Below are 22728 nucleotides of genomic sequence, written 5' to 3'. Positions count from 1 at the left end.
GGAGAGGAGATTTCAGGACATGAGCCATTTTGGCCCCGATGATCTGGCGCGGCAGCTGGGCAGGGGATTGCTGTCATTCCCGGTCACGCACTTCGATGCGCAGGGCGCATTTCAGGAAGCGCCCTATCGCGACCATTGCGGCTGGATGCTGGAGCATGAGCTGACCGGCCTGTTCGCCGCCGGCGGCACGGGCGAGTTTTTCTCGCTGACCCCCGATGAGGTCGTGCAGGTCGTCGGCGCCGCTGTTCAGGAGACGAATGGGCGCATTCCGGTCATCTCCGGCTGCGGCTATGGCACGGCGATCGCGACCGGCATCGCGCGGGGCGCGGAAAAGGCGGGCGCGGACGGGCTGCTGCTGCTGCCCCCCTATCTGATGCACGGGAGCCAGGAGGGGCTAACCGCCCATATAGAGGCGGTCTGCCGCGCGACGGGGCTGGGCGTCATTGTCTACAACCGCGACAATGCGATCATCGATGACGAGACGCTGGCGCGGCTGTGCGAGCGCAATCCGAACCTCGTCGGCTTCAAGGACGGCGTGGGTGACATCGAGCTGATGACGCGCATCTATGCCCGAATGGGCGACCGGCTGACCTATATTGGCGGACTGCCGACGGCCGAGACGTTCGCCACGCCCTATCTCACCATGGGGGTCACGACCTACAGTTCGGCGATCTTCAACTTCCTGCCGGAATGGGCGCTGGCCTTCTACAAGGCGGTGCGCGCCGGCGATCAGGCCCATGTGATGAAGGGCCTCAAGGACTTCGTGCTGCCCTATATCGCGCTGCGCAACCGGGGGAAGGGCTATGCCGTCTCCATCGTCAAGGCGGGGATGCGCGCCGTTGGCCGCGACGCGGGGCCGGTGCGCTCGCCGCTGACCGACCTGACGGCTCAGGAGGATGCCGAGCTGCGAGGGCTGATCGAGCGCGCCACGGCGTGACTAAGAGGCGGAGCGCGGATAGTCTGGCATGATGTTCGAACTCAGCCAGCTCCGTTGCTTCGTCGCCGCCGCCGAAGAACTGCATTTCGGCCGGGCCGCCCAGCGGCTCAACATGACGCAATCGCCATTGAGCCGGCAAATCCAGCTGCTTGAGCGGATATTGAACGTGCAGCTGCTGGAGCGCACCAGCCGGCAGGTGAGCCTGACCCAGGCGGGCAGCGTTTTCCTGATCGAGGCGCGGCGGATTGTCCGGCTGGCGGATAGCGCCGCGCTCTCGACCCGCCGCGTGGCGAAGGGCGATGCGGGGCGTGTCGCCATCGGCTTCACGGCGGTGTCGGGCTATCACATGGTGCCGTGCATCGTCGCGCAGGCGCGTGCGGTGCTGCCCAATATCGAGCTCGAATTGCGGGAGATGGTGTCGGGCGACCAAGTCGAGGCGCTGCTGACCGGCCTCGTCGACATCGGCTTCGTCCGCCCGCCGGTAAAGCGGCAGGAATTCGACAGCGTCAGCGTCCTGCGCGAACCGCTGATGGTCGCGCTGCCCGCGGGCGATCCGCGTCAGGCGATGGCAGCGCTGAGGCCGCAGGATTTCGATGGCCAGCCGCTCATCATGTATTCGCGCCAGGGCGCGGCCTATTTCCACGATATGATCGACAGCCTGTTCGATGAAGAGATGGCGGCGCCCCTCTATATCCAGCATGTGACCCAGATTCATTCGATGCTGGGCCTCGTCCATGCCGGCGTCGGCCCGGCGATCGTGCCGGAAAGCGCCGCAGGGCTGCATATGAGCGACGTGCATTTCCGCCGCCTGATGACGCGCGAGGAAAAGCCGGTGGAGCTGCACATGGCGTGGCGGCGAGACAATGCGAACCCCGCGCTGCCGGCGGTGCGGCAATTATGCGAGGAAATGACCACATGAACGAGATGGGCCGCCGTACCCTGATCGCGGGGATGGCGGCGGCGCCGTTCGCAGCCTCCGCCCGGACGATGGGTCGCCAAGGCCCGGTGGCCCTTACGCGCCACGGCAAGGTTCGTGGCGCGATCGAGCGCGACGTACTGGTCTTTCGCGGCGTGCGTTATGGTGCGGACACAGGGACCACGCGCTTCCGCCGGGCCCATGCGCCACGGCCGTGGAGCGGGGTTGCCGATGCCACGGCCTATGGTCCCGCCGCGCCACAGACGCGGGCGGAGGAGGCGACGTCGGAAGACTGCCTGTTCCTCAACATCTGGACGCCCGCGCTGGACGCGGGGAAGCGGCCGGTGATGGTCTATCTGCACGGCGGTGCGCATGCCCATGGATCGGGCGGCGACCCGCTCTATGACGGCGGCAATCTGGTACGGCGCGGCGATGTCGTGGTAGTGACGCTGAACCACCGGCTGGCGGCGATGGGCTATGCCTATCTGGCGCAGCTGGGCGGGCCGGCGGAGTCGGGGAATGTCGGCAATCTCGACATCATCCTGGCGCTGCAATGGGTGCGGGCCAATATCGCGGGCTTCGGCGGCGACCCGAGGCGGGTGATGATCTTCGGCCAGTCGGGCGGCGGAGCGAAGGTGGTGACTCTGATGGCGATGCCGGAAGCGCGGCCGCTGTTCCACGCCGCCGCGACGATGAGCGGGCAGCATGTGACGGCGGCGGGTCCGATGCACGCGACGCGGCGGGCAAGGGCCTGGATGGACAAGGCGGGCGCGCGCGACGTGGGCGCGCTGATGCAGCTGCCGATCGAGAAACTGGTCGAGGCGATGGCAATGACTGATCCGCTGGAGGGGAAAGGGGAGATTAGCTTCACCTCGACGCTCGACCATGGCGTACTGGCGCGCCACCCCTTCTTTCCGGACGCCCCGCGCGAGGCGGCGCATATTCCGCTGATCGTCGGCAACACGCATGACGAGACGGCGCTATGGATCGAGAAGATGCTGCGCGCTGGCGACACGACATGGGACAATCTGCCCGGCAGGCTGGCGCGCGAGACGGTGAAGGACATGGCGCCGGACCATGTCATCCGCCGTTATCGCGAACTCTATCCGGATCGCTCGCCGGGGCAGATCCTGCTCGCCGCGACGACGGCGGGGCGGTCATGGCCGGGGCACCTCATCCAGGCGGAGGAGCGCGCGAAGATCGGCGCGCCGACATGGATGTATCAGCTCGACTTCCCCAGTCCGGAAGCGGGCGGGATATTGGGCGCCTTCCACACGCTCGACATTCCGCTGGTGTTCGACAATGTCGATGCGAAGGGATCGCGCACCGGGAGCGGCGCGGCGGCACGGAGGCTCTCCGGGCAGATGGCCGACGCGTTCATCGCGCTGGCTCGGACGGGAAAGCCCGACCATCGCGCTATCCCAGCCTGGCCGCAATATGGTCTTGAGCGGCGGGGAACGATGATCTTCGACCAGCAGGTGCGCGTGGAGAATGATCCGCGGCGGGAGGAGAGGCTGCTGTTCGCGGCGGCGCCTTATATCAAGCCGGGTGGGTGACTAACATCGCGCGGCGCTTCGTGCCTCACCGATGCCACGGGAACGCCAGCGTTGGCCGGTTGGCATAGCGCGACATCGCCAATCCCAGCCGCGCGCCGCATCCCGGCTCCAGCCGCAGCGTGAAGTCGCGCCCGCCGACCGCCATGGTGCGGCCGTCCAGCGTCACCGCATCGATGCGATGCTCCGCGTAGGCGCCCCCCTGCACAGTCACGGTCCGTGCCTGCCGGCCGAGATTGACCAGCGTCACCTCCGTCTCTCTGTCGCCGAGGCGATGCACCAGCGCTCCGACGTCCGCGGGCACGCCCGCGCGCCGCGCCACCGGATCGAAATAGCGCAGCCGGCAGTGCAGCGGCACACCCCCTTGCGGCGGCGACGTCTTCGACCAGGGCGGGCGGGCGATGTGCAGGCCGCCGGTCATCAGCTGCACCAGGCTCTTGACGCTCGCCGGGTTGATGCCGATCGGCCAGTCGGCCAAACGCGTCTGCGGCGTGGTGTCGTCCTTCTGCCGGGCGGCGACACGATCGGCGACGCGTTGCAGATCGGCCGCCAGCGCCTGCGCCGGATAGTCGCCCTTGCGCCCCTCAAGAAAGGCGATCCACGGATCGTCTCCGGCAAGGGCGCGGTCGTCCTTGCGCTGCGACATGTACCAGATTTCAAAGCCGTTGGTGCGGTACGGTCCCGGCTTCCACCCGTACCAGCCCTCCGCACCGTACATGGTGGGGGCGCTCAGCACGCCCTTCACCTTGCGCGATGCCTCGTTCAGCCGCGCGGTTTGCCGCCGCCACAGGTCGATGAACCCCATGTCGCCGCTCATCAGCACGCCGCCCATGAAGGCGGTGATGGAGCGCGGTACGCGGTTGCGGTCCTCCCGCTCGCCGGTTTGCGGCACCAGCGGGGAGAAGCCCCAGCCATAGACGCCCTTCCACCAATCCTCGCCGACGGTGCCGTCCGGCCGCAAGAAGCTCGGCAGCAGGCCGTCGTTGCGCGCCGCGCGCTCCGCCCAGGCGCCGAGATAGTCGAGCGCCCAGCGCCGGAACCGCTCCCCGCCGCCCAGCGCTGCCGCGTTGAGGCCGAGCGTCGTCGCCTGGAGGTTCAGCGGATTGTCGCCGATCACATCGCCATATTCGGCATAATGGTCGAGCGTTTGGCGGTATGTCTGCTCGCCATGTTCCATGTGGAAGGGCCGGGGATCGAACGGATCGCCTGCCCAGTCGAGCGGCGTTGCCTGCCGCAGCATAGGGCCACGGCTGCCGTTCATCAGGCTGCGCATCATTTTCAGGCGCGGGTCGTAGTTGCGCGCTTCCCTGTCGCGGCCGGTGTAGAAGTCGGCATAGCGCTTTGTCCGCGCGAGAAGCCGGGGATCGCGGGGCACGGACAGGCCCATCACGTTGAAGCTCGTCAGTCCCTCCGCATTATGCTGCCAGTCCATCTGGACGGGAAATTCGCGATAATACATGCCCTGGCGCGCGATCGGTACATCGGTCGTGCGGGCGGCGGTGAACTGGCGCAGATGCCCTTCCCAAAAACGGCTGGCGAGCATCCTCAGCCGGTCGCTGCCGCCCAGCGCATGGAGCAGGAACCAGTCGTTGGTCGCCTCTGCCGCGTCGTCGGGGCCGTCGTTCGCGCCCCAGCGTTCAAAGACCTTCAGATGATCGCGGGCGTCGACATATTGGGCGTAAAAGGTCTCGCACGCCTCGGCGTTCGCGTCGAGCAACTGACGCTGCATCACCGCCCATTTCGGCGCGGCCATCGGCTTGTCCGCCACCAGCGCTGGGGCCGTGCGGGCCTGTGCGGGCAGGGCGAGCGCGGCGGCGCCTGCCATGAAGCTCCGGCGATCGATGCGCATCAGGCAAGCTCCAGCCGGCGAATCGGCCCGACGATCACGGTGAAGGCGAAGATGGTGAGCAGGCAGTGCGCGCCGACGAAGACCAGCGCGAGGTCGAACGAGCCGGTCGCCGCGACGATATAGCCGACGACGATCGGGGTGACGATGCCCGCGACATTGCCGAACATGTTGAACACGCCCCCCGACAGGCCCGCCAGCTGCTTGGGCGCGACATCGGCCATGACCGCCCAGCCGAGCGAGGCAATGCCCTTGCCGAAGAAGGCGACCGCCATCAGCGTCACCACCAGCCACTCCGCATCGACCCAGACGCAGGCGATGATGGCGGTCGCCAGCACCATGCCCACAACCAGCGGCCCCTTGCGCGCGAGGTCGATGGAGCCGGTGCGGCGCAGGATCAGGTCGGACATGAAGCCGCCCGCCAGCCCGCCCGCGAAACCGCAGAGCGCGGGCGCGGCGGCGGCGAAGCCTGCCTCCATGATGTTGAGGCCGCGTTCCTTCACCAGATAGATGGGGAACCACGTTACGAAGAAATAGGTCAGCACATTGATACAATATTGGCCTAGATAGATGCCGAGCATCATCCGGTTCGCCAGCAGCTGCCGCACATTGGCCCAGGTGAAGGTGGGCGTGCGGCCCGCGTTGGCGGCGGCATCCTCCATGTTGATGAGGCCGCCGCCTGCCTCGATATGATCGAGTTCTGCGGCGTTGATGGCGGGGTGCCGCGCCGGGCTGTGGATGAAACGGAGGAACAGGGCGGTCGCGATCAGGCCCAGCGCTCCCATGACCCAGAAGACCGCACGCCAGCCGAAGCTGTGCACCAGCCAGCCCATCAGCGGCGCGAACACGACGAGCGAAAAATATTGCGCGCTGTTGAAGATGGCCGACGCGGTGCCGCGCTCGGCGCTGGGGAACCATGCCGCTACCAACCGCGCATTGCCGGGGAAGGACGGCGCTTCGGCCGCGCCCACGAGGAAGCGGAGCGCGAACAGCGTCGCCACGACCGGCAGGCCGGCGATCAGTCCGACGGTCCCTTGCAGGGCAGTGAAGGTCGACCAGATGGCGATGGCGCCCGCGTAGATCTTCTTCGTGCCGAACCGGTCGAGCAGCGCACCGCCGGGAATTTGCGCCAGCACATAGGCCCAGGCGAAGGCGGACAGGATGAATCCGGTCTGCACCGGCGAGAGGCCGAGTTCGCTGCTCGCCGCATTGCCAGCGATGGAGAAGGTCGCGCGGTCGGCATAGTTGATCGACGTGATCAGGAAGATGAGCGCGATGATGCGGTGCCGGACATGGGTGGCCCGCAGGGGCGTGGGGATGGCGGCTGCGTCAGTCAAGAAAAGCTCTCCTGATGTGCCGCCCGTCTTTGGTGGAGCGGTCGCGATGATGGTCCCGGCCTGGTCGAAGCGGCGCTCCAAGTCCGAATGTGGGATAATCAAGGTTATTCCGAGACGGAGGAAAAATTGCAACCGGTGTCTACGGGAAATCCATGCAAGATGCGCATCGATCCATGTCCGATTGAGGTTGGTGTTGGGGGCCAAGCCGGGTCTATCCAATGATGGTGATCCGGTAAATGCCGGACGATTGACCAGGGGAGTGAGAAGGCCATGACCGGCACCTACCGTCTGAAAGCACTATTGGGCCTATCGACGGCGATCGCGACGATCGCCCTTGTACCCCAATCCCATGCGCAGGATCAGCCGGCGCCGCAGGCCGCATCCGGCGACGTGGCGGATATCGTCGTCACCGGCTTTCGCGCCAGCCTCAGCAGCGCGCTCAACGTGAAGCGCAACGAAACGGCGACCGTCGATGCGATCAAGGCGGAAGACATTGCCGAATTTCCCGACCTGAACCTCGCAGAATCCTTGCAGCGCATTCCGGGCGTGGCGATCAGCCGCGTCAATGGCGAGGGCCGCAACATCTCCGTGCGCGGCCTTGGCCCCGAATATACCCGCGTCCGCATCAACGGCATGGAAGCCATCGGCACGACCGGCGGCACCGACAATTCGGGCGGCGTGAACCGGGGCCGCGGCTTCGACTTCAACATCTTTTCGTCCGACCTGTTCAGCAACCTGTCGGTGCGCAAGACCGCGACGGCGGATGTGGAGGAAGGATCGCTCGGCGGCACGGTCGATCTCCAGACCTCGCGGCCGCTCGACTACAAGAAATCCACCGTCGCGCTGTCGGCTGCGGCGAGCTATAACGACCTCAGCGAAAAGACGACGCCGCGCCTGTCGGGCCTGGTCGCCACCCAGACGGACGACGGGCGCCTAGGTGTGCTGCTCTCGGTCGCCTATGAAGAGCGCAAGATCAAGGAAGAGGGCGCGAACATCACGCGCTGGACCTATGGCGGGTTCAACAATGGCTTCAACGCCGCCTCCACCTTGCCGGGTTATACGATCGGCCAGATCAACAACGCCAATCCCGACACCGCGCTGTTCCACCCGCGCATCCCCGGCCTCGTCAGCTACGACATTTCGCAGAAGCGGCTGGGTGCGGCTGGCTCCCTCCAGTTCAAGCCGACCGACCGGACGCTGATCTCAATCGACGGCCTTTATTCCCGCCTCGACGGCACCCGCAAGGAAGCGCAGTTCCAGGCGATCAGCTTCAGCCGTTCGGGCACCGGCAAGCCGCAGACGATCATCCGCGACGGCGTGGTGGATGAGGACAACAACATCATCAGCGGCCGGTTCGACAATGTCGATCTGCGTTCCCAGTCGCGTTACGACGTGCTAAAGACCGAATTTTATCAGGTTACCGGCTCGGTCGATCATGAGTTTACCGATCGGCTGAAGGTTTCGGCCATGGCGGGCTATGCCAGTTCCGAGTTCAGGAACCCGATCCAGACCACGGTGACCATTGACGCGGTCAACACCGGCAATTTCCAATATGATTTTTCGACACGCTTCCCGAACATCCAACCGGGCGTCGACATTGCCAATCCCGCGACATGGAGCTTCATCAACGGCACATCGGAAGTGCGGGTTCGCCCGCAGACGGTCAGCAACGCCTTCACCACAGCCAAAGGCCATGTCGAATGGGAAGCGATCGACGGCGTGACGCTGAAGGCAGGCCTCGACTGGCGCAAGTTCGAATATGGATCGACCGAGCGCCGTCGCCTGTCGGGTGAAACCGTAGTGGCGCCGCTGACCCCAGCGCAGCTGGCGGGGATGACGACGCTCTTCTCCGGCTTCGGCAAGGGGCTGAACGTGCCGTCGGGAACGCCGACGGAGTGGATCGTCCCCGACCTCAACGCCTTCATTGCGCAGGGCGGCATCTACAGCAATCCGCTCTATGCCACCGGCGGGATCGAGAATGCGACGGCGCGCGGTTCCTTCATCACCGTGCGGGAAGAGGATACCGGCGTCTGGGGCATGGCGCAGTTCAACCTGCAGGATACGGCCGGCGTGCCGATCCGCGGCGACATCGGCATGCGCTATGTGAAGACCGACCAGTTCTCGACCGGCTATGCCAGCCAGGGGGCGGCGATCAACCTGGTCACCGCCGAGCGCAGCTATAATCGATGGCTGCCCTCGCTCAACCTGGTCGGCAACATCACCGACAATCTCCAGGTTCGCTTCGCCGCCGCTAAGACCATCGCGCGCGCCGGCATTGCCTCCCTGACGCCGGGCGGCAACCTCAACGTGTCGGGCGGCAACCGCACCTTCAGCTCGGGCAATCCGGACCTCAAGCCCACATCGTCCAAGAATCTGGACGTGTCGATCGAATGGTATCCGATGCAGGGCGCGATCTACGCTATTTCCGGTTTCCGCAAGGATATCGGCAGCTTCGCCCAGACGCTGAGCGTGGGCGTGCCCTTCAGTGCACTGGGCCTGCCGGCGTCGCTGCTGACCGGCACCACCGCCTCGGCCAGCGACATCTTCATCGTCAGCCAGCCGGTCAATTCGGACGGCGGCATCCTCAAGGGCTTCGAAATCAACATCCAGCAGCCCTTCACTTTCCTGCCGGGATTCCTGTCGCACTTCGGCATCCTGGCGAACTACACCTATGTGAAGTCGAACATCGAATATCTGACCTCGGCGACGGGCAGCGCATCGGTCACCGCGCCGCTGATCGGCCTGTCGAAGCAGGCAGCCAACGCAACCCTCTATTATGAGACGGAGAAGTTCCAGATCCGCGGTTCGGTCGCCTACCGCTCCAAATATCTGACCGCCGTGCCGGGTACGGAGGGCAACGCTTACAACGGCACCAACAGCACGCTCAACCTCGACGCCCAGGCCAGCTACAATATCACCAAGCGGCTGAAGCTGAGCATCGAGGCGATCAACCTGACCGACGAGAAGAACGACCAGTTCGTCGATGAGACAAACCGCCTCAATGTGCTGACCCATAGCGGCCGGCAGTTCAACATAGGGGTTCGTTACAGCTTCTGACCCTCCTGTCCTGGTAACGGACCTTGCCTGTCAGTTGCCCCCTGCACGGGGCAACTGACATTTTCCTGTGCGGCTCTCGCTAATCGCCCATGGCCGTGAGGGAGCGCAACAGGCAGATCATGTCCTCTGTCGCGAAGGGGTCGACGCGGCGCCCGCCTTGCTGGACCAGTGGCGCGATCTTGGGCTCGACCAGCGCGGCGGGTCCCAGATAGGCCATCGACCAGGTGGCGAACCGCCGATAAGCCAGCGCTTCCTCCTCCAGAACCCGGATATTCCGATGCCGCGGGTCGCGTCGGATGCTTGTCATCAACTCTTCCAGTGCGGGCCGGCTGCCCTCCAGCACCTGGACGAAATTGACGTGAGTGAACATGAGCGCGCCGGTGACGCCCAGCGCACTGTTACGGCTGCGCGCGACATCGATGATGACATCGACCTGCCATTCCTCAGCGGGGAGCGTCAGCGTGCTCTCGCTGACATACAAGAGAGAGTGCAGTCCCATCGCTACGGCCGTCCAATCATCCTGATAAAAGATCTGGCTCGTTGATTTACCACCATATCGCCCATGACTTGCGACCGATAATGTGCGAAAGTGTCGAGTCTGGGAAATCCAAGAATGCTTGCTGTTGGTTTATAGCAGAGAAGAGCAGATCATGGAGGCCAAACATCATCCGCTGCAGCGATTGGTCACGAAGCTGAGTGACAGATCGGCCTTGTCGGAGGATGATCGCGAGGCCGTTCTGGCGCTTCCTTATTCCACCCGAGCGAAAAGCGCCGGCCAGCATCTCGCCCGTGTCGGACAGGTGCCGACGAGCTGCACTTTGCTGCTGAGCGGCTTTGCGCAACGATACAGGCTGCTGGCAGACGGTGCGCGGCAGATCGTCGGCTTTCATGTGGAGGGCGATTTTGTCGATCTTCACTTCTCGATGCTGCACCGGGCGAGCCAGTGCGTGCAGCTGCTGACGCCCGCGCGGGTGGCCGACATCCCCAAGGCCGCGATGGTCGAGCTGATGCGCAGCCGCCCGGCGGTAGCCGAAGCGATCTGGATCGAATCGCTGGCGGACGCGTCCATCGTCCAGGAGTGGGTCGTCAGCATCGGCCGCCGCAGTGCCCGTTCACGGCTGGCGCATCTGTTCTGCGAGCTGGGGCTGCGGCAGGAGCAGGCGGGGCTGGGAAGCCGCTGCCGGATCGAGCTGCCGCTGACGCAGGAGCAATTGGGCGACGCGCTGGGCCTGACGACCGTGCACATCAACAGGACGGTGAAATTGCTGGAGAATGAGCGACTCATCGAGCGGTCGAGGCGGTCCGTGATCATTCCCGACTGGGAGAAACTGGCGGAAGTTGGCGGCTTTTCGTCCGCTTACCTCCATTTTGCGGCCTCTGAACCAACACTATCCCAAGTTAATTGTCCCTGAAATTGGATGGCTTTACAGCCGGATAGAAAGTTGCGCTGAAGTACAACAGCGACTGCTTTAACAAATGTAATAAACAATATCGCGTCGTCAGCACGCCGGTTGTTGACAGCGGAGCCGTTGTGACGGACATTTCCCTTACGGAAACAGGGAAGGGCAAGGATCGGTGGGGTGAGGCTGGTGACAGGACGAGCTGAAGGCAGGCTTCGTCTGGCGTCGCTATACTGAACATATCGAAGATCAGGTGACGAATATCGATACGTCGGGAGCTTTCAGCTGTTCGCGGACTATTTGCACTGCCCGGACCTTTCCATTTCGAACAGCACGGCCGCTGATTTCGTCAAGCATTTGCGCGCGGCGGACGATGTGCTGCGCCATTTGGAGAGTATGATGTCATCGAACGTGCAGTCAGAGCAGAGGCGATACCCCTTATCACTTCTTTGCGCAGTGGAGGCTCTTTATGACTGTCGGTTGTCCGACGCTGGGGATCGCATGGCGCCGATATCCAGTGCCGGCCTGCGCGGGGCAGAACCGGCCTTCGTCTTGGCGCCGAACGCCAAGAAGTGTTGATCCTTATTTGAACGGTTCCTTACTCAGTCTGAGGGAAGTAAATGACCAAAGTTGCTATCGTTACAGGGGGGACCCGCGGGATCGGCGAAGCAGTCAGCGTGATGCTGAAGGAACTCGGCTTCACCGTCGCGGCCAATTATGCCGGCAACGAGGAAAGGGCGCAGGCCTTTACGGACAGGACCGGAATCCAGACCTTTCGCTGGAATGTCGGCGATCATGAAGCTTGTCTGGACGGCTGCAACGAAGTTGCCGAGAAGCTGGGGCCGATCGACATCGTCATCAACAATGCCGGCATCACCCGCGACGGCATTCTCTCCAAGATGAGCTTCGATGACTGGAATGAGGTCATGCGCATCAATCTGGGCGGCTGCTTCAACATGGCGAAAGCGACATTTGCCGGCATGCGCGAACGCGGCTGGGGCCGGATCGTCAATATCGGTTCGGTGAACGGCCAGGCCGGCCAATATGGGCAGGTCAACTATGCCGCCGCCAAGTCCGGCATCCACGGCTTTACCAAGGCGCTGGCGCAGGAGGGTGCGAAATATGGCGTGACCGTCAACGCCATCGCGCCGGGCTATGTCGATACGGACATGGTGTCGGCGGTTCCCGCGCCGGTGCTGGAGAAGATCGTCGGCAAGATCCCCGTCGGCCGCTTGGGCCAAGCGCCGGAAATCGCGCGGGGCGTCGCGTTCCTGTGCAGCGAGGAGGCTGCCTTCATTACCGGCAGCACGCTGTCGATCAACGGCGGCCAGCATATGTATTGACCCGCCTCGCGCCGGCTTTTCCGCCGCGACCTTGCAATATTCAGTTTAGATCGTCCGATCTTACACTTGCGACCCGGAGTTTCGCTTTCAGCGCGACTCCAACTTAGGGCCAGCCTTCGTGCTGGCCCGCTTTGTTTTCGGCCAAGGTCAGGGCCGGTCCACATCCACGATGATCAGCGAGATGTTGTCGGTTCCCCCCGCCTTGAGCGCGGCCTCGACCAGTTTCTCCGACGCGAGCGCGGGGTCGAGCTTGAGGATGCACTCGATCGCGCTGTCATCGACCATCGAGGACAATCCGTCGGAACAGAGGAGAAGGCGGTCGCCGCCGGCCAGGTCGCACACGGCATGGTCGGTGTTGGGATGGGGGCCGATGCCGATCGCGCGGGTGATGACATTGGCGTGCGGATGGCCGCGCGCCTGTCCCGGCGTCAGCAGGCCCGCGTCGGCGAGTTGCTGCACATAGCTGTGATCGTGGCTGAGCAGTTGCAGCCGCCCACGACGCAGCCGGTATATCCGGCTGTCGCCAGCCCAGAACAGTGTGCATCGGCCCTGTTCGACATAGAGCCCCGCGACGGTCGAGCCGCAGGTTTCGCCGGATCGGCCGAGCGCAAGTATCTGATCGTTGGCGGCGCTCAGCGCGCTGGCGACCGCCGCCGCGCTGACCGGCCTGCCGTCCGCAGTCAGGGACGCAAGCGCCTGCACCACCAGCGTTGCTGCGCGGTCGCCCCGGCTGTGGCCGCCCATCCCGTCTGCCACCGCCCATATATGGCTTTCCGGGCAGTCGAGAATGCGGTCCTCATTGACCGAGCGCACGCGGCCGATATGGGTTTTGGCGACCGACCGCAGCGCCGGCTGCGGATCGCAGGCGCGCGCGCGCGATGCCCGCATGAACCAGCTCATTTGCGCGCCTCCAACTCCGCCGCCGCCGCGTCATAGGCGGCGACGAAAGCCTGGTTCAGCAGGCCGTCCTCGCTCCGCTCCACCTGCCGCAGCAGATCTTCATGATGGGCGCAGGCGGTTTCCCAGTGGGTTGCAGCGCGGCTCTTGAAGGCGAAGCCTTTCGCCTGCGACGCGGCCTCGATCGTGGCGGGGTCGAACCGGTCGATCGCCGCGCGCAGGGAGGCGCTCAAGCCGGAGAAGGTGGCGATCAGATGTTTCTTGATGTCGCGGAAGGATGCGGCGAGCGCCGCCGGGCCGTCCAGAAAACCGCGGTCGTTCCTCAGCAGCAGGTCGATCGCCAGCCGCTGCGTCGGCGCCCATTTGAAGGGATTGTTGCCTGCCCCCCCGATGGTGGTGCGCGAAAGCTGATAGTCCGCGCGCATCCGATCCCGCTCCCCCATCAGGTCGCCGATGCCGAGAACCATGTTGCGGTAGACAGCGCCCGCTCGCCGCATCACATCTTCCGGGTCCTCCGTCGAGAAGGCGGAGGCGTCGATGCCCGCCCCTTCGCAAAAGGCCTCCAGCAGGGACCCCCCGCCGCTCCGCTCCTGCGGGCCGGCACCGTCGCCCCATTCGGTGGGCACCTCGATCGATGATCCCAGCGGCGGCTGCATGATGAGGGTGCGGTTCTCATCCCCGCCCGCGCCGGCTTGCGCCGCATGGTCGACGGTCAGTCGATAGGGACCGAGGCACACGGACGCGGGCAGCGTCACCGCCACATCGCATTCGTCGGGGAGGCGGGCCCGAGTGTCCTCATCGAACATGCCGTTCGCGCCAAGGCTGCGCAGGATGAGGCCATCGGGCTGGACATGATATTCGCAATGCCAGCGAGAGATTTCGCAGCTGGGATCATGGATCACCCAGTCCGCCTGCGGATCGCGCCCGATGCGCAGCATGCCGTCCTGCAACAGCCGCGCGTCCACCGCGTCGAGCGGCTGGTCCTTCTCGTAGAGCTTGAAGATATACATGGACCCTGCCCTTTCAGGCTGCTTCGCGGTCGCCGCTGGTCGCGGGCGGCGCGATGCGGGTTCGGAGCGCGGCGAGCGCATCGCCGACCGGCCCGCCGACCGATCGCGCCTCCATCTCGTCCGCCATCTGGTTGAAGGCGTCGAACAGGTGCCCCAGTTCGTCATTACGGTTGTGGGATAGGCGAAATTCGCTGTTGCCGCCCGCCGCTTCATCGATCGCCGTGCGCAGACGGCGCAGCGGCAGCGACAATTCCCGTGCGCTCAGATAAGCGATCAGCGCTATCACGCCGACTACGAACAGTGAAAGCGCGGTGAGCAGTGTCCGGGTGCGCGACATCGCGGCGTCGAGCGGGCCGCGATCCATCACGATGTCGACCTGCCCGAAGTCGGCTCCTGCATAATGGACCGTGCGGGTAAAGCGCAGCCCGTCGACGCCGATCGCCGCTTGGTCGACGCTCGCCCGATGGCGGCTGCCGAGCAGCGCGCGGTCGGCCGCCGCCCGGACGACGCCATGATCGTCGGCGATGATGATCTGCCGGACGTTGTGGTCCTTCGCCGCTTCCTCGACAAAGGCCTGCAGGGGCAGCCAGTCCTGCTGCTCCGCCGGCAGGCCGGCATTGTCCGCGATCTTCAGCGCCGTGTTGCGCGCCACGAAGTCCGTCATCGACGCGCCGGATGTCAGTGCCATGTCGGTTATCGTCGCATTCTGCCGGTCGAGCACCATGCCGACGCCGAGCGCCAGCGCGACGGTGGCGGTCGCGCCCAGAACCAGCGGCAGCTTGAACCGCAGCGCCAGCGCTTGGCGTGCGCCGCCGCTTTCCTGCGTCATCGCCTCGCCCTCCCGCTTCAGCGCCTCGGCCAGGCGCGCAGCATCGGGGAAGCGGTCGCCCGGCTTCTTCGCCAGCAGCTTGTCGATGATGAAGCACAGGCCGCGCGGACATTCGCGGACCTGGCCGCGTATGGGGGCGGGGTCCTGCTGCGCGATCTGGATGGCGAGCGTCGCAAGACCGGTGCCGGGAAAAGCAGGCTTGCCCGTCACCATCTCGTAGAAAACCGCGCCCAGCGAGAACAGGTCGCTGCGCGCGTCGACCGACAGGCCCATTGCCTGTTCGGGGCTCATATAACGCGGCGTGCCCATGACCTGCCCGACCTGCGTGCGGTTGGCATCCAGATCATCCTCGATCCGGGCGATGCCGAAGTCCAGCAGCTTGGCGGTACGCCCATGATCGCAGATCAGGATGTTGGACGGCTTCACGTCGCGATGGATGACGCCCCGGCCATGGGCGTAGGCGAGCGCGTCCGCGACCTGCGTGCCAAGGCTCAGCACCCGTTCCACCGTCATGCGGCCTTCGTCGCGCAGGATGTCGTCGAGCGGGCGGCCCTGCAGATGCTCCATCGCGATATAGGGCACGCCGTCCGCTTCGCCGACGTCGTAGATGGTGACAATATGGCTGTGCGACAGCATTCCCGCCGCGCGCGCCTCCGCCAGGAAGCGGTCCACCAGCGCGGTGTCGCCGCGATATTCGGGCTTCAGCGCCTTGATCGCGACGGCCCGCCCGATGCTCGGGTCATGGGCGAGGAAGACGTTCGCCATCGCGCCCTCGCCGATGGGGGCGTCGATGCGATATCGTCCGATCCGGTGATGCTCACTCATAAGGGCTGCGACCTCTTTGCGGGTGAAGGGTGGGCGGGGGAAGAATCAGCGTTTGGTCTTGACGGTGCGGCGGATGCGTTGGGCGCGCTCCAGATCGCGGCGGATCAGCGGATCGGCGGGCGCGAGACTGGCCGCCTGATGCAGCAGCACCACGGCGCGGGCAACCTGCCCTTGATTGAGCGCCGCCAGTCCCGCCGCGCGAAGCTTCGCGGCGCGGGCGGGGTCGGCGGCGGGCGCCTTGGCCGCTGGTCGCTGCGGCGCGGGCTTTGCCACCTCGGGCGGGCGCGCGGCCGGCGGAGCAGCGCGAGGCGGCGGGGGCGGTGCCGCCTTGGGCGGTTCGTCGCCGGGAATGCGGATCGACTGCCCCGGCTTCAACGAGGAGGGCACGGCGATGCCATTATAGCGGGCGAGCGCGTAGAATTTGAGGCGATCGCCTAGAAAGCGGCGCGACAGATCGGGCAGGCGGTCGCCGGGCTGGATGCGATAGGGGAAGGTCTTTGACCCCAAGAGCGCGACCGGATCGGCGGAAAGGCTCTCCAGCAGCGTGGCGGAGGCTTTGTCGGCCGGATCGTTCTTCACCATCTGCTTCAGCGTCTTGCGAGCCGCCTCGACATTGCCCGCTTCAAGCAGGGAGACGACATCGTCGATGCGCTGCGCGTTGCCGATCTGCTGGATGGTGGCGGGCCGCTGCTTGTCGATGGTGCCGGGCGCGTGCGAACAGGCGGACAGCGCTGACAGAAGCGCCGCCAGGGGCCAAGCGGCATGGGGTCGGGAAATGGGCATCCTCGTCATCTTCTTTTCATCATGGCGCGCGCCTGCTGGGCGGGCGGGGAAAGGTCGGTAAGCGCGCGGATGCACGCCTCATCGCGAAGGAGGGCGCGGAAATCCGCCGCCTCCAGCGGCCGGGAGAAATAATAGCCCTGGAACAGGCAGCAGCCGTGGCGCCGCAGCCAGGCATATTCCTCCTGCCGTTCTACCCCTTCGGCAAGGACGGAAATGCCAAGGCCGCGGCCGAGCGCGATGATGCTCTGGCAGATCGCCTGGCTGTCGGGCTGCGTATCGACATGGCTGACGAATTCGCGATCGATCTTGATCTTGTCGAAGCGCAGTTCTTTCAAATAGCTGAGGCTGGAATATCCGGCGCCGAAATCGTCGATGGAAATGGCGACGCCCATGGCTCGCAGCCTGTCAAACAGTGTCCGCGCGCTCGCAGAATCGACCGAGGCCACCGTCTCGGTCAGCTCAAGCTCGAGCAGGGAGGCAGCAAGATCGTGCCGGCGAAGCGTGCGCTCCACCAGCTGGTCGAGGTCTTTCCGCTCCAGCTGATGGGCCGACAGATTGATCGCGATCCTGAGGCCCCGGCCTTCGCTGCGCTCCCACTGGCCCGCCTCGCGGCAGCCGGCGTTCAGGGTCCATAGGCCGATCTCTTCGGCAAGGCCGGCCGACTCCATCACCGGGATGAAGCTGGCCGGCGGGACCAGGCCGCGAACCGGATGACGCCAGCGCAAGAGGCCTTCGGCGCCGCAGATCCTGCCCGTCGCGGCGTTGACGAAGGGCTGGAACCAGAGGGCGAACTCATTCTTCCGTACCGCCTCGCGCAAGTCTTGTTCCAGCAGGAACTGGCTGCGTGCAGAGGCGTCCTGCCTGTCGCACGCCCAAGGCGCGCCATCCTCCGGGCTGGAGAGGCGGGCGATGCCGCGCGCGACTAGTTCCGCAGCGGAGCCATCCTCTTGCTCGCCGCCGAGCAGGACCGATCGGATCTGCGGTGCCATGTCCATGCCGGGCAGGGTGATGCGGTCCTGCAACGCATAGCATATGGCGTCGAGTTCGGGCCGCGCCTCCGCCGGATCGGTGCCCGGATACCAGATGGCGAAACGGGACCGATCGACATGCGCGAGAAAGCGGTCGTGCCCGATCATCCGCTCCATGCGGCGCGCGATCTCCGCCAGAGCCTTTTCCGCCGCTGCTGCGTTGAACAGGCTCAGCCGGTCGAAATCGCACAGCTCGATCAGACCGAGCGTGCCGGCATGGCCCTCCATCGCGCGCATCAGCGGCTCGCGCGTCGGCAGGCCTGATACGCGGTGCACATGGGCGGCGCGGTGATCCAGCGCCGCCAGCCGGGTGCAGAGCGCGTCGATCTGCCCTGCTAGGCGTCCGGCAGGGGATGTCGTTGCCAAGGTGGGCAACATCGGCGCCGCTGCGGCCTGGAGCTTGTCGGACAGCGCGCGCCAGCGCTGCTGCTGCTGCTGCCGCATGGCGAGCGCGCCGATGGCGGTACCGGCAACCAGCGCAAGCGCCGCCTCGGCAACGGCTGATCGAAAGGACAGGATGAGCAGCAAAAGGAGCAGCCCCGCCGCTGCCCAAAGGCAGCGCGTCGCGCTGGGGCGAAAGTTAATCGCGTGAGATGGCGTTCCCGTCTCCATGAGGTGGAGCTAACTGGGCAGGGAACAAGATTCCCTTAATAGCGGGCTTAGCTGGCCCTTTATTGCACTAATGCAGGTTAGTGTCCCGCAGCCGGCGGCCGGCATGCCAAGCCCGCAGCGTTGGCGAAGAATAGTGGATCGTCAGTCACCTAACGCCAGTCCGTGAAAATAGGACTTGAGCGACCGGTTGAGACATGTCGTTCTGACGACGATTTACCGGAGGAGCGCTGCCGTGATTCTGGAGGACTGGGAGCTCTGGGCCTGTGCGCAACAGGTTCTGAAGGATCAGGGCGGCAGGGCGCCCCTGCACGCCGCGCACCGCATCGCCGAACTGACGAGCGCGGGCGACAAGGTCGGCATCGCGACATGGCAGGCCATCGCCAGCCGGATTGATCAGTTGATGGATTATCGTTCCGGACAGCCGCTCAGCATCCAGTGAGTTGTGCTGGCGTCATGGGCTGAATGTCGGAAATAATCTGGCCATGTTCCTGCAAAAGCAGGAATCCGGTCCCGGTGTCTGAACTGCGCTCTCATGAGCCACCGTCTCGTTCGAGTGCTTCTATGGGAGCACGCTGCAGTTCAGTCCGGGAAGAGGAAAGCGCTAATTCATGAAAGTCGGCGGCCGCATGGCGGCCATGGCGCGCATCTGGTGCCGCAGGGCAAGGTCAGGCTGCACGCAGATGGTTTCCGGGCAGTCGCCCCGGAACAGGGCATCTACCGCCTTGCGCATGTCGGGATGTGACCGATGGAATGGATCGCCGGCGTCGTTGGACGTCCTCATTATTCCCTCTCCTGCGAGTCGTTGGAGGAGGAGCATATGGCCCTTCGCGTCAGCATAGAAGAGTCATCCGCCGTCCTGCTCCCTCGCCCTGTCGTCAGACCTATGCCCCCGGCAATAATCCGCAATCGCACGTGCAGAAACGGGCCAAGGCGTGCATAGAGAAATCCTCCCTGAACCGCCCCGCCTCTCTCCCTTGGAGGCGGGGTTTTTCATGTTCGGCCATCGCGATCGCGGCCTGGAGCTATTGAGGGTTATAGCGGTGGATATAGGCTTGGGTTAACTCACGGACATAAGACAGTTCTTTCGCACAATGATTGCTTCCGCAACAAATGTAGGTGGTGTCGTCGCGGAACGACCATCGGGAAGCACCAGTTGTGATAAGGCAGGTTTAGGCCTGCAGGCGACCCAAACTTCCCCGCCTCTATTTGAGGCGGGGCTTTTTGCGGAACCGGGAGCAGCGGCAAGCGTATTGAGAAGGCTCCGCCTCCTGATCGAGCCCCCCGCATGAGGCGGGGCACTTGTGCAACAGCCCCTCAAGCTTCCGCCTTGGGTCGGTTCATCGCGGGACCCAGTTCATGCAGCAGGCAATCCACCACCTGCTGCACCTTGGGCAGCAAGTGACGCCGCTGCGGATAGACGGCCCAGATCGGCTCGTCGTCCGGCTGCACATCCTCCAGCAGCAATTCGACCATGCCGTGCTTCAGATAGGGAATGATGTAGAAATCGGGCAACTGGCAGATGCCGAGCGCAGCGACGCAGGCCTCCATCACCGCATGCCCGCTATTGCAGCGGAATCGTCCCCGGGGACTGTGGATCACTTCCTGGCCATCGACCTTGAAATGCCATGTGGCGGCCGTGCCCGCGATACATTCATGGCTCCCCAGCGCCTCCACTCGTGTGGGCCGGCCCGCCGCCGCCAGATAGCTGGGCGCTGCGCAAGTATAGAGGGTGCGGGATGCGACCCGCGTGCCGATCAGGCGCGCATCGGTGACGGTGCCGGTCCTCACCGCCAGATCATAGCCTTCGCCGACCAGATCGATCACGCGATTGGACAGGTCGATCGAGACATTGAGGCGCGGATGCCGCATTGCGAAGCGGCGGATGATGGGCGCCACGAACCGCTCTCCCATGGCGGTGGAGCAAGTGACCCGCAACTCCCCCTGGGGCTCGCTTTGATCGCTGATTAGTGCGATCGCCTCGTCCCGCTCCTGAGCGATCCGCGCGCAGCGCTCGTAGAAGACACGGCCAGTGTCGGTCAGGCGCACCGTCCGCGTGGTGCGGTGGAAGAGCTGCGCCTGCACCCGTTGTTCCAGCGCCATGATCGCCCGGCTGACATGGGTGGTTGATACTCCAAGCGCCTGCGCCCCCCGTGTGAAGGAGCCGCTCACGGCGACGCTGATGAACTCATCGATCCCGTCCCAGCTGGCCATGATTATCCCCTTCCTGAAAAAATCCTTTGCCGAATGACGATATTATCACGCACAATTTGTTTTGCTACGCAGCAGACGTGAGAGGAAAAGGCAAACCACGGTCTTTCCGTCCGTAGCCGATGACCCGAGGAGTGAGACATGAAGAGCCGCGCCGCCGTCGCTTTCGAAGCGAAGAAGCCCGTCGAGATCGTCGAGGTGGATCTGGAAGGGCCGAAGGCCGGCGAAGTGCTGATCGAGATCATGGCGACCGGCATCTGCCATACCGATGCCTATACATTGGACGGGTTCGACAGCGAGGGCATCTTCCCCTCGATCCTCGGCCATGAAGGCGCGGGCATCGTCCGCGAAGTCGGCCCCGGCGTCACCTCCGTGAAGCCCGGCGACCATGTGATTCCGCTCTACACTCCCGAATGCCGCCAGTGCAAAAGCTGCCTGTCGGGGAAGACCAACCTCTGCACCGCGATCCGCGCGACGCAGGGCAAGGGGCTGATGCCCGACGGCACGACCCGCTTTTCCTACAAGGGGCAGCCGATCTTCCACTATATGGGATGCTCGACCTTCTCGAACTTCACCGTCCTGCCGGACATCGCCGTCGCCAAGATCCGGGATGACGCGCCGTTCGACAAGAGCTGCTATGTCGGCTGCGGCGTGACCACAGGCGTCGGCGCGGTCATCAACAGCGCGAAGGTGACGCCGGGCTCGAACGTCATCGTCTTCGGCCTTGGCGGCATCGGCCTCAACGTGCTGCAGGCGGCGCGCATGGTGGGTGCCGACCGCATCATCGGCGTCGACATCAACGAGGGCAAGGTGGAATGGGGCACACGCTTCGGCATGACCCATTTCTACAACCCCAAGGGCAAGAACACGGCGGAAGTCGTCGCCGATCTGGTGGCGCTGACGGATGGCGGCGCCGACTATACGTTCGACTGCACCGGCAACACCGAAGTCATGCGCCAGGCCCTTGAGGCCTGCCATCGCGGCTGGGGCGTTTCGACCGTCATCGGCGTTGCGGAAGCGGGCAAGGAAATCTCCACCCGGCCCTTCCAGCTCGTCACCGGCCGCGTCTGGCAGGGTAGCGCGTTTGGCGGCGCCAAGGGCCGCACCGACGTGCCCAAGATCGTCGACTGGTATATGAACGGCAAGATCGAGATCGACCCGATGATCACCCATGTCCTGACCCTGGAGGAGATCAACAGGGGTTTCGACCTGATGCATGCGGGGACAAGCATCCGTTCCGTCGTGGTTTTCTGATGGAGACGCTCTCGGCCAACCGCGCCTTTGGCGGGGTGCAGGGCGTCTATCGCCATGCCTCCAGCGCGACGGGCACGGACATGACCTTCTCCGTCTTCGTGCCGCCGCATGAGGCCGGCGCAAAGCTGCCCGTGGTCTGGTATCTGTCCGGCCTCACCTGTAGCCACGCGAACGTCACGGAAAAGGGCGAGTTTCGCGCCGCCTGCGCAGAGCTGGGGCTGATCCTCGTCGCGCCCGATACCTCTCCCCGCGGAGAGGGCGTGGCGGATGACCCCGACGGCGCCTATGATTTCGGCCTCGGCGCGGGCTTCTATGTCGACGCGACGCAGCAGCCCTTCGCGCCCCATTATCGCATGTGGTCCTATGTGACTCAGGAAGCGCCCGCCCTGGTGGCGGAGCATTTTCCGGCGGACATGGCCCGCCAGTCGATCATGGGCCACAGCATGGGCGGCCACGGCGCGCTCACCATTGGCCTGCGCCATCCCGACCGGTTCAAGGCTGTGTCGGCCTTCTCGCCCATCGTCGCACCGTCGCAAGTGCCCTGGGGGCAGAAGGCGCTGGGCGGCTATTTGGGCAGCGACAGGGCGGCCTGGCGCCAGCATGATGCGGTCGCGCTGATCGAGGATGGCGCGCGCCTGCCTGAGCTGCTGGTCGATCAGGGCGATGCCGACCAGTTTCTGGCCGAGCAGCTTCGCCCCGAACTGCTGGAGGCAGCCTGCCGGGCGGCGGGGCAGCCGCTCACGCTGCGACTGCAGCCGGGCTACGACCACAGCTATTATTTCATATCCACCTTCATGGCCGGTCATCTGCGCTGGCATGCCGAGCGATTATTCGCGCCTCAAGACCGCGCGATCGCGTCCCAGTCCCCTTTCTGAAGAACACCACCCCGCGTC

Annotated in this window: 19 protein-coding genes; 9 read left to right on the top strand and 10 right to left on the bottom strand. The window is 64.9% G+C overall.

What is annotated here, in order from left to right:
• Positions 1-19: 19 nt before the first annotated feature.
• The 3 genes from kdgD to L858_RS0103880 are packed head-to-tail and all read left to right on the top strand — an operon-like array spanning position 20 to position 3409.
• The gene (gene kdgD, locus L858_RS0103890; protein ID WP_022681837.1) at positions 20-937 is read left to right on the top strand and encodes a 5-dehydro-4-deoxyglucarate dehydratase; all 918 of its coding nucleotides are present in this window, start codon (positions 20-22) and stop codon (positions 935-937) included.
• Between the two features lie 28 nt (positions 938-965).
• Positions 966-1856 (top strand): LysR family transcriptional regulator, encoded by an 891-nt coding sequence (locus L858_RS0103885; RefSeq protein ID WP_022681836.1) that lies wholly within the window; start codon positions 966-968, stop codon positions 1854-1856.
• Positions 1853-3409, top strand: coding sequence for a carboxylesterase/lipase family protein (locus L858_RS0103880; protein ID WP_022681835.1), 1557 nt, complete (start codon positions 1853-1855; stop codon positions 3407-3409). Before L858_RS0103885 ends, L858_RS0103880 begins: the two co-directional genes overlap by 4 nt.
• 25 nt (positions 3410-3434) lie before the next feature.
• Here the strand turns inward: L858_RS0103880 and L858_RS0103875 are convergent, their stop codons facing one another.
• Positions 3435-5255: a DUF8034 domain-containing protein gene (locus L858_RS0103875; RefSeq protein WP_022681834.1), complete on the bottom strand. Its 1821-nt coding sequence runs from the start codon at positions 5253-5255 to the stop codon at positions 3435-3437.
• Positions 5255-6589 (bottom strand): MFS transporter, encoded by a 1335-nt coding sequence (locus tag L858_RS0103870; RefSeq protein WP_028055782.1) that lies wholly within the window; start codon positions 6587-6589, stop codon positions 5255-5257. Before L858_RS0103870 ends, L858_RS0103875 begins: the two co-directional genes overlap by 1 nt.
• A gap of 270 nt (positions 6590-6859) precedes the next feature.
• Between L858_RS0103870 and L858_RS0103865 the strand changes: the two genes are divergently transcribed.
• On the top strand, positions 6860-9646 hold the full coding sequence (locus L858_RS0103865; RefSeq protein WP_022681832.1) for a TonB-dependent receptor: 2787 nt from the start codon (positions 6860-6862) through the stop codon (positions 9644-9646).
• 79 nt (positions 9647-9725) lie between these two features.
• Here L858_RS0103865 and L858_RS19635 read toward each other — a convergent pair whose 3' ends face one another.
• Positions 9726-10145 carry a BLUF domain-containing protein gene (locus L858_RS19635; RefSeq protein WP_022681831.1) on the bottom strand — a complete coding sequence of 140 codons (420 nt, stop codon included), beginning with the start codon at positions 10143-10145 and terminating at the stop codon, positions 9726-9728.
• A 151-nt stretch (positions 10146-10296) separates the two neighbouring features.
• Here L858_RS19635 and L858_RS0103855 point away from each other — a divergent pair, with 151 nt between their 5' ends.
• Together L858_RS0103855 and phbB are read left to right on the top strand one after the other, a co-directional pair.
• Positions 10297-11058: a Crp/Fnr family transcriptional regulator gene (locus L858_RS0103855; RefSeq protein ID WP_022681830.1), complete on the top strand. Its 762-nt coding sequence runs from the start codon at positions 10297-10299 to the stop codon at positions 11056-11058.
• Between the two features lie 608 nt (positions 11059-11666).
• Entirely contained in the window at positions 11667-12389 is a 723-nt protein-coding gene (gene phbB, locus L858_RS0103845) for an acetoacetyl-CoA reductase (RefSeq protein ID WP_022681828.1), read from the top strand.
• A 147-nt stretch (positions 12390-12536) separates the two neighbouring features.
• Here phbB and L858_RS0103840 read toward each other — a convergent pair whose 3' ends face one another.
• Genes L858_RS0103840 through L858_RS19625 form a run of 5 tightly spaced genes read right to left on the bottom strand, consistent with a single transcriptional unit; the run spans position 12537 to position 18289 of the window.
• The gene (locus L858_RS0103840) at positions 12537-13277 is read right to left on the bottom strand and encodes a PP2C family protein-serine/threonine phosphatase (protein ID WP_022681827.1); all 741 of its coding nucleotides are present in this window, start codon (positions 13275-13277) and stop codon (positions 12537-12539) included.
• A gap of 8 nt (positions 13278-13285) precedes the next feature.
• Positions 13286-14296, bottom strand: coding sequence for a type VI secretion system-associated FHA domain protein TagH (tagH, locus tag L858_RS0103835; RefSeq protein ID WP_022681826.1), 1011 nt, complete (start codon positions 14294-14296; stop codon positions 13286-13288).
• A gap of 13 nt (positions 14297-14309) precedes the next feature.
• Positions 14310-15950: a protein kinase domain-containing protein gene (locus tag L858_RS0103830; RefSeq protein WP_022681825.1), complete on the bottom strand. Its 1641-nt coding sequence runs from the start codon at positions 15948-15950 to the stop codon at positions 14310-14312.
• Positions 15951-15995: 45 nt separating this feature from the next.
• Complete coding sequence (locus L858_RS19630) at positions 15996-16733, bottom strand: LysM peptidoglycan-binding domain-containing protein (protein WP_022681824.1); 738 nt, start codon at positions 16731-16733, stop codon at positions 15996-15998.
• Positions 16734-16738: 5 nt separating this feature from the next.
• Positions 16739-18289 (bottom strand): putative bifunctional diguanylate cyclase/phosphodiesterase, encoded by a 1551-nt coding sequence (locus L858_RS19625; protein WP_193742844.1) that lies wholly within the window; start codon positions 18287-18289, stop codon positions 16739-16741.
• 316 nt (positions 18290-18605) lie between these two features.
• Here L858_RS19625 and L858_RS0103815 point away from each other — a divergent pair, with 316 nt between their 5' ends.
• Positions 18606-18812 (top strand): DUF6961 family protein, encoded by a 207-nt coding sequence (locus L858_RS0103815; RefSeq protein WP_022681822.1) that lies wholly within the window; start codon positions 18606-18608, stop codon positions 18810-18812.
• Between the two features lie 162 nt (positions 18813-18974).
• Here the strand turns inward: L858_RS0103815 and L858_RS0103810 are convergent, their stop codons facing one another.
• Both L858_RS0103810 and L858_RS0103805 read right to left on the bottom strand, forming a co-directional pair.
• On the bottom strand, positions 18975-19154 hold the full coding sequence (locus tag L858_RS0103810) for a hypothetical protein (protein ID WP_022681821.1): 180 nt from the start codon (positions 19152-19154) through the stop codon (positions 18975-18977).
• A 533-nt stretch (positions 19155-19687) separates the two neighbouring features.
• Positions 19688-20584 carry a LysR substrate-binding domain-containing protein gene (locus tag L858_RS0103805; RefSeq protein WP_022681820.1) on the bottom strand — a complete coding sequence of 299 codons (897 nt, stop codon included), beginning with the start codon at positions 20582-20584 and terminating at the stop codon, positions 19688-19690.
• Between the two features lie 138 nt (positions 20585-20722).
• On the opposite strand from L858_RS0103805, the gene L858_RS0103800 reads away from it, so the two are divergent.
• Positions 20723-21835, top strand: a complete 1113-nt coding sequence (locus tag L858_RS0103800; protein WP_022681819.1) for an S-(hydroxymethyl)glutathione dehydrogenase/class III alcohol dehydrogenase — start codon at positions 20723-20725, stop codon at positions 21833-21835.
• Entirely contained in the window at positions 21835-22710 is an 876-nt protein-coding gene (fghA, locus tag L858_RS19620) for an S-formylglutathione hydrolase (RefSeq protein ID WP_022681818.1), read from the top strand. Before L858_RS0103800 ends, fghA begins: the two co-directional genes overlap by 1 nt.
• Positions 22711-22728 lie beyond the last annotated feature (18 nt).

Source organism: Sphingobium bisphenolivorans, assembly GCF_000412635.1.
GTDB classification, from domain to species: domain Bacteria; phylum Pseudomonadota; class Alphaproteobacteria; order Sphingomonadales; family Sphingomonadaceae; genus Sphingobium; species Sphingobium bisphenolivorans.
Note: the sequence above shows the minus strand (reverse complement) of the source record. Positions and strands in the feature narration are given on the sequence as shown.

Coding starts and splice junctions, on each gene's coding strand:
- L858_RS0103810 (WP_022681821.1), bottom strand. CDS start 19,154: ATGAGGACGTCCAACGACGCCGGCGATCCATTCCATCGGTCACATCCC.
- L858_RS19635 (WP_022681831.1), bottom strand. CDS start 10,145: ATGGGACTGCACTCTCTCTTGTATGTCAGCGAGAGCACGCTGACGCTC.
- fghA (WP_022681818.1), top strand. CDS start 21,835: ATGGAGACGCTCTCGGCCAACCGCGCCTTTGGCGGGGTGCAGGGCGTC.
- L858_RS19630 (WP_022681824.1), bottom strand. CDS start 16,733: ATGCCCATTTCCCGACCCCATGCCGCTTGGCCCCTGGCGGCGCTTCTG.
- L858_RS0103855 (WP_022681830.1), top strand. CDS start 10,297: ATGGAGGCCAAACATCATCCGCTGCAGCGATTGGTCACGAAGCTGAGT.
- phbB (WP_022681828.1), top strand. CDS start 11,667: ATGACCAAAGTTGCTATCGTTACAGGGGGGACCCGCGGGATCGGCGAA.
- L858_RS0103840 (WP_022681827.1), bottom strand. CDS start 13,277: ATGCGGGCATCGCGCGCGCGCGCCTGCGATCCGCAGCCGGCGCTGCGG.
- kdgD (WP_022681837.1), top strand. CDS start 20: ATGAGCCATTTTGGCCCCGATGATCTGGCGCGGCAGCTGGGCAGGGGA.
- L858_RS0103865 (WP_022681832.1), top strand. CDS start 6,860: ATGACCGGCACCTACCGTCTGAAAGCACTATTGGGCCTATCGACGGCG.
- L858_RS0103875 (WP_022681834.1), bottom strand. CDS start 5,255: ATGCGCATCGATCGCCGGAGCTTCATGGCAGGCGCCGCCGCGCTCGCC.
- L858_RS0103830 (WP_022681825.1), bottom strand. CDS start 15,950: ATGAGTGAGCATCACCGGATCGGACGATATCGCATCGACGCCCCCATC.
- L858_RS0103880 (WP_022681835.1), top strand. CDS start 1,853: ATGAACGAGATGGGCCGCCGTACCCTGATCGCGGGGATGGCGGCGGCG.
- tagH (WP_022681826.1), bottom strand. CDS start 14,296: ATGTATATCTTCAAGCTCTACGAGAAGGACCAGCCGCTCGACGCGGTG.
- L858_RS0103800 (WP_022681819.1), top strand. CDS start 20,723: ATGAAGAGCCGCGCCGCCGTCGCTTTCGAAGCGAAGAAGCCCGTCGAG.
- L858_RS0103805 (WP_022681820.1), bottom strand. CDS start 20,584: ATGGCCAGCTGGGACGGGATCGATGAGTTCATCAGCGTCGCCGTGAGC.
- L858_RS0103885 (WP_022681836.1), top strand. CDS start 966: ATGATGTTCGAACTCAGCCAGCTCCGTTGCTTCGTCGCCGCCGCCGAA.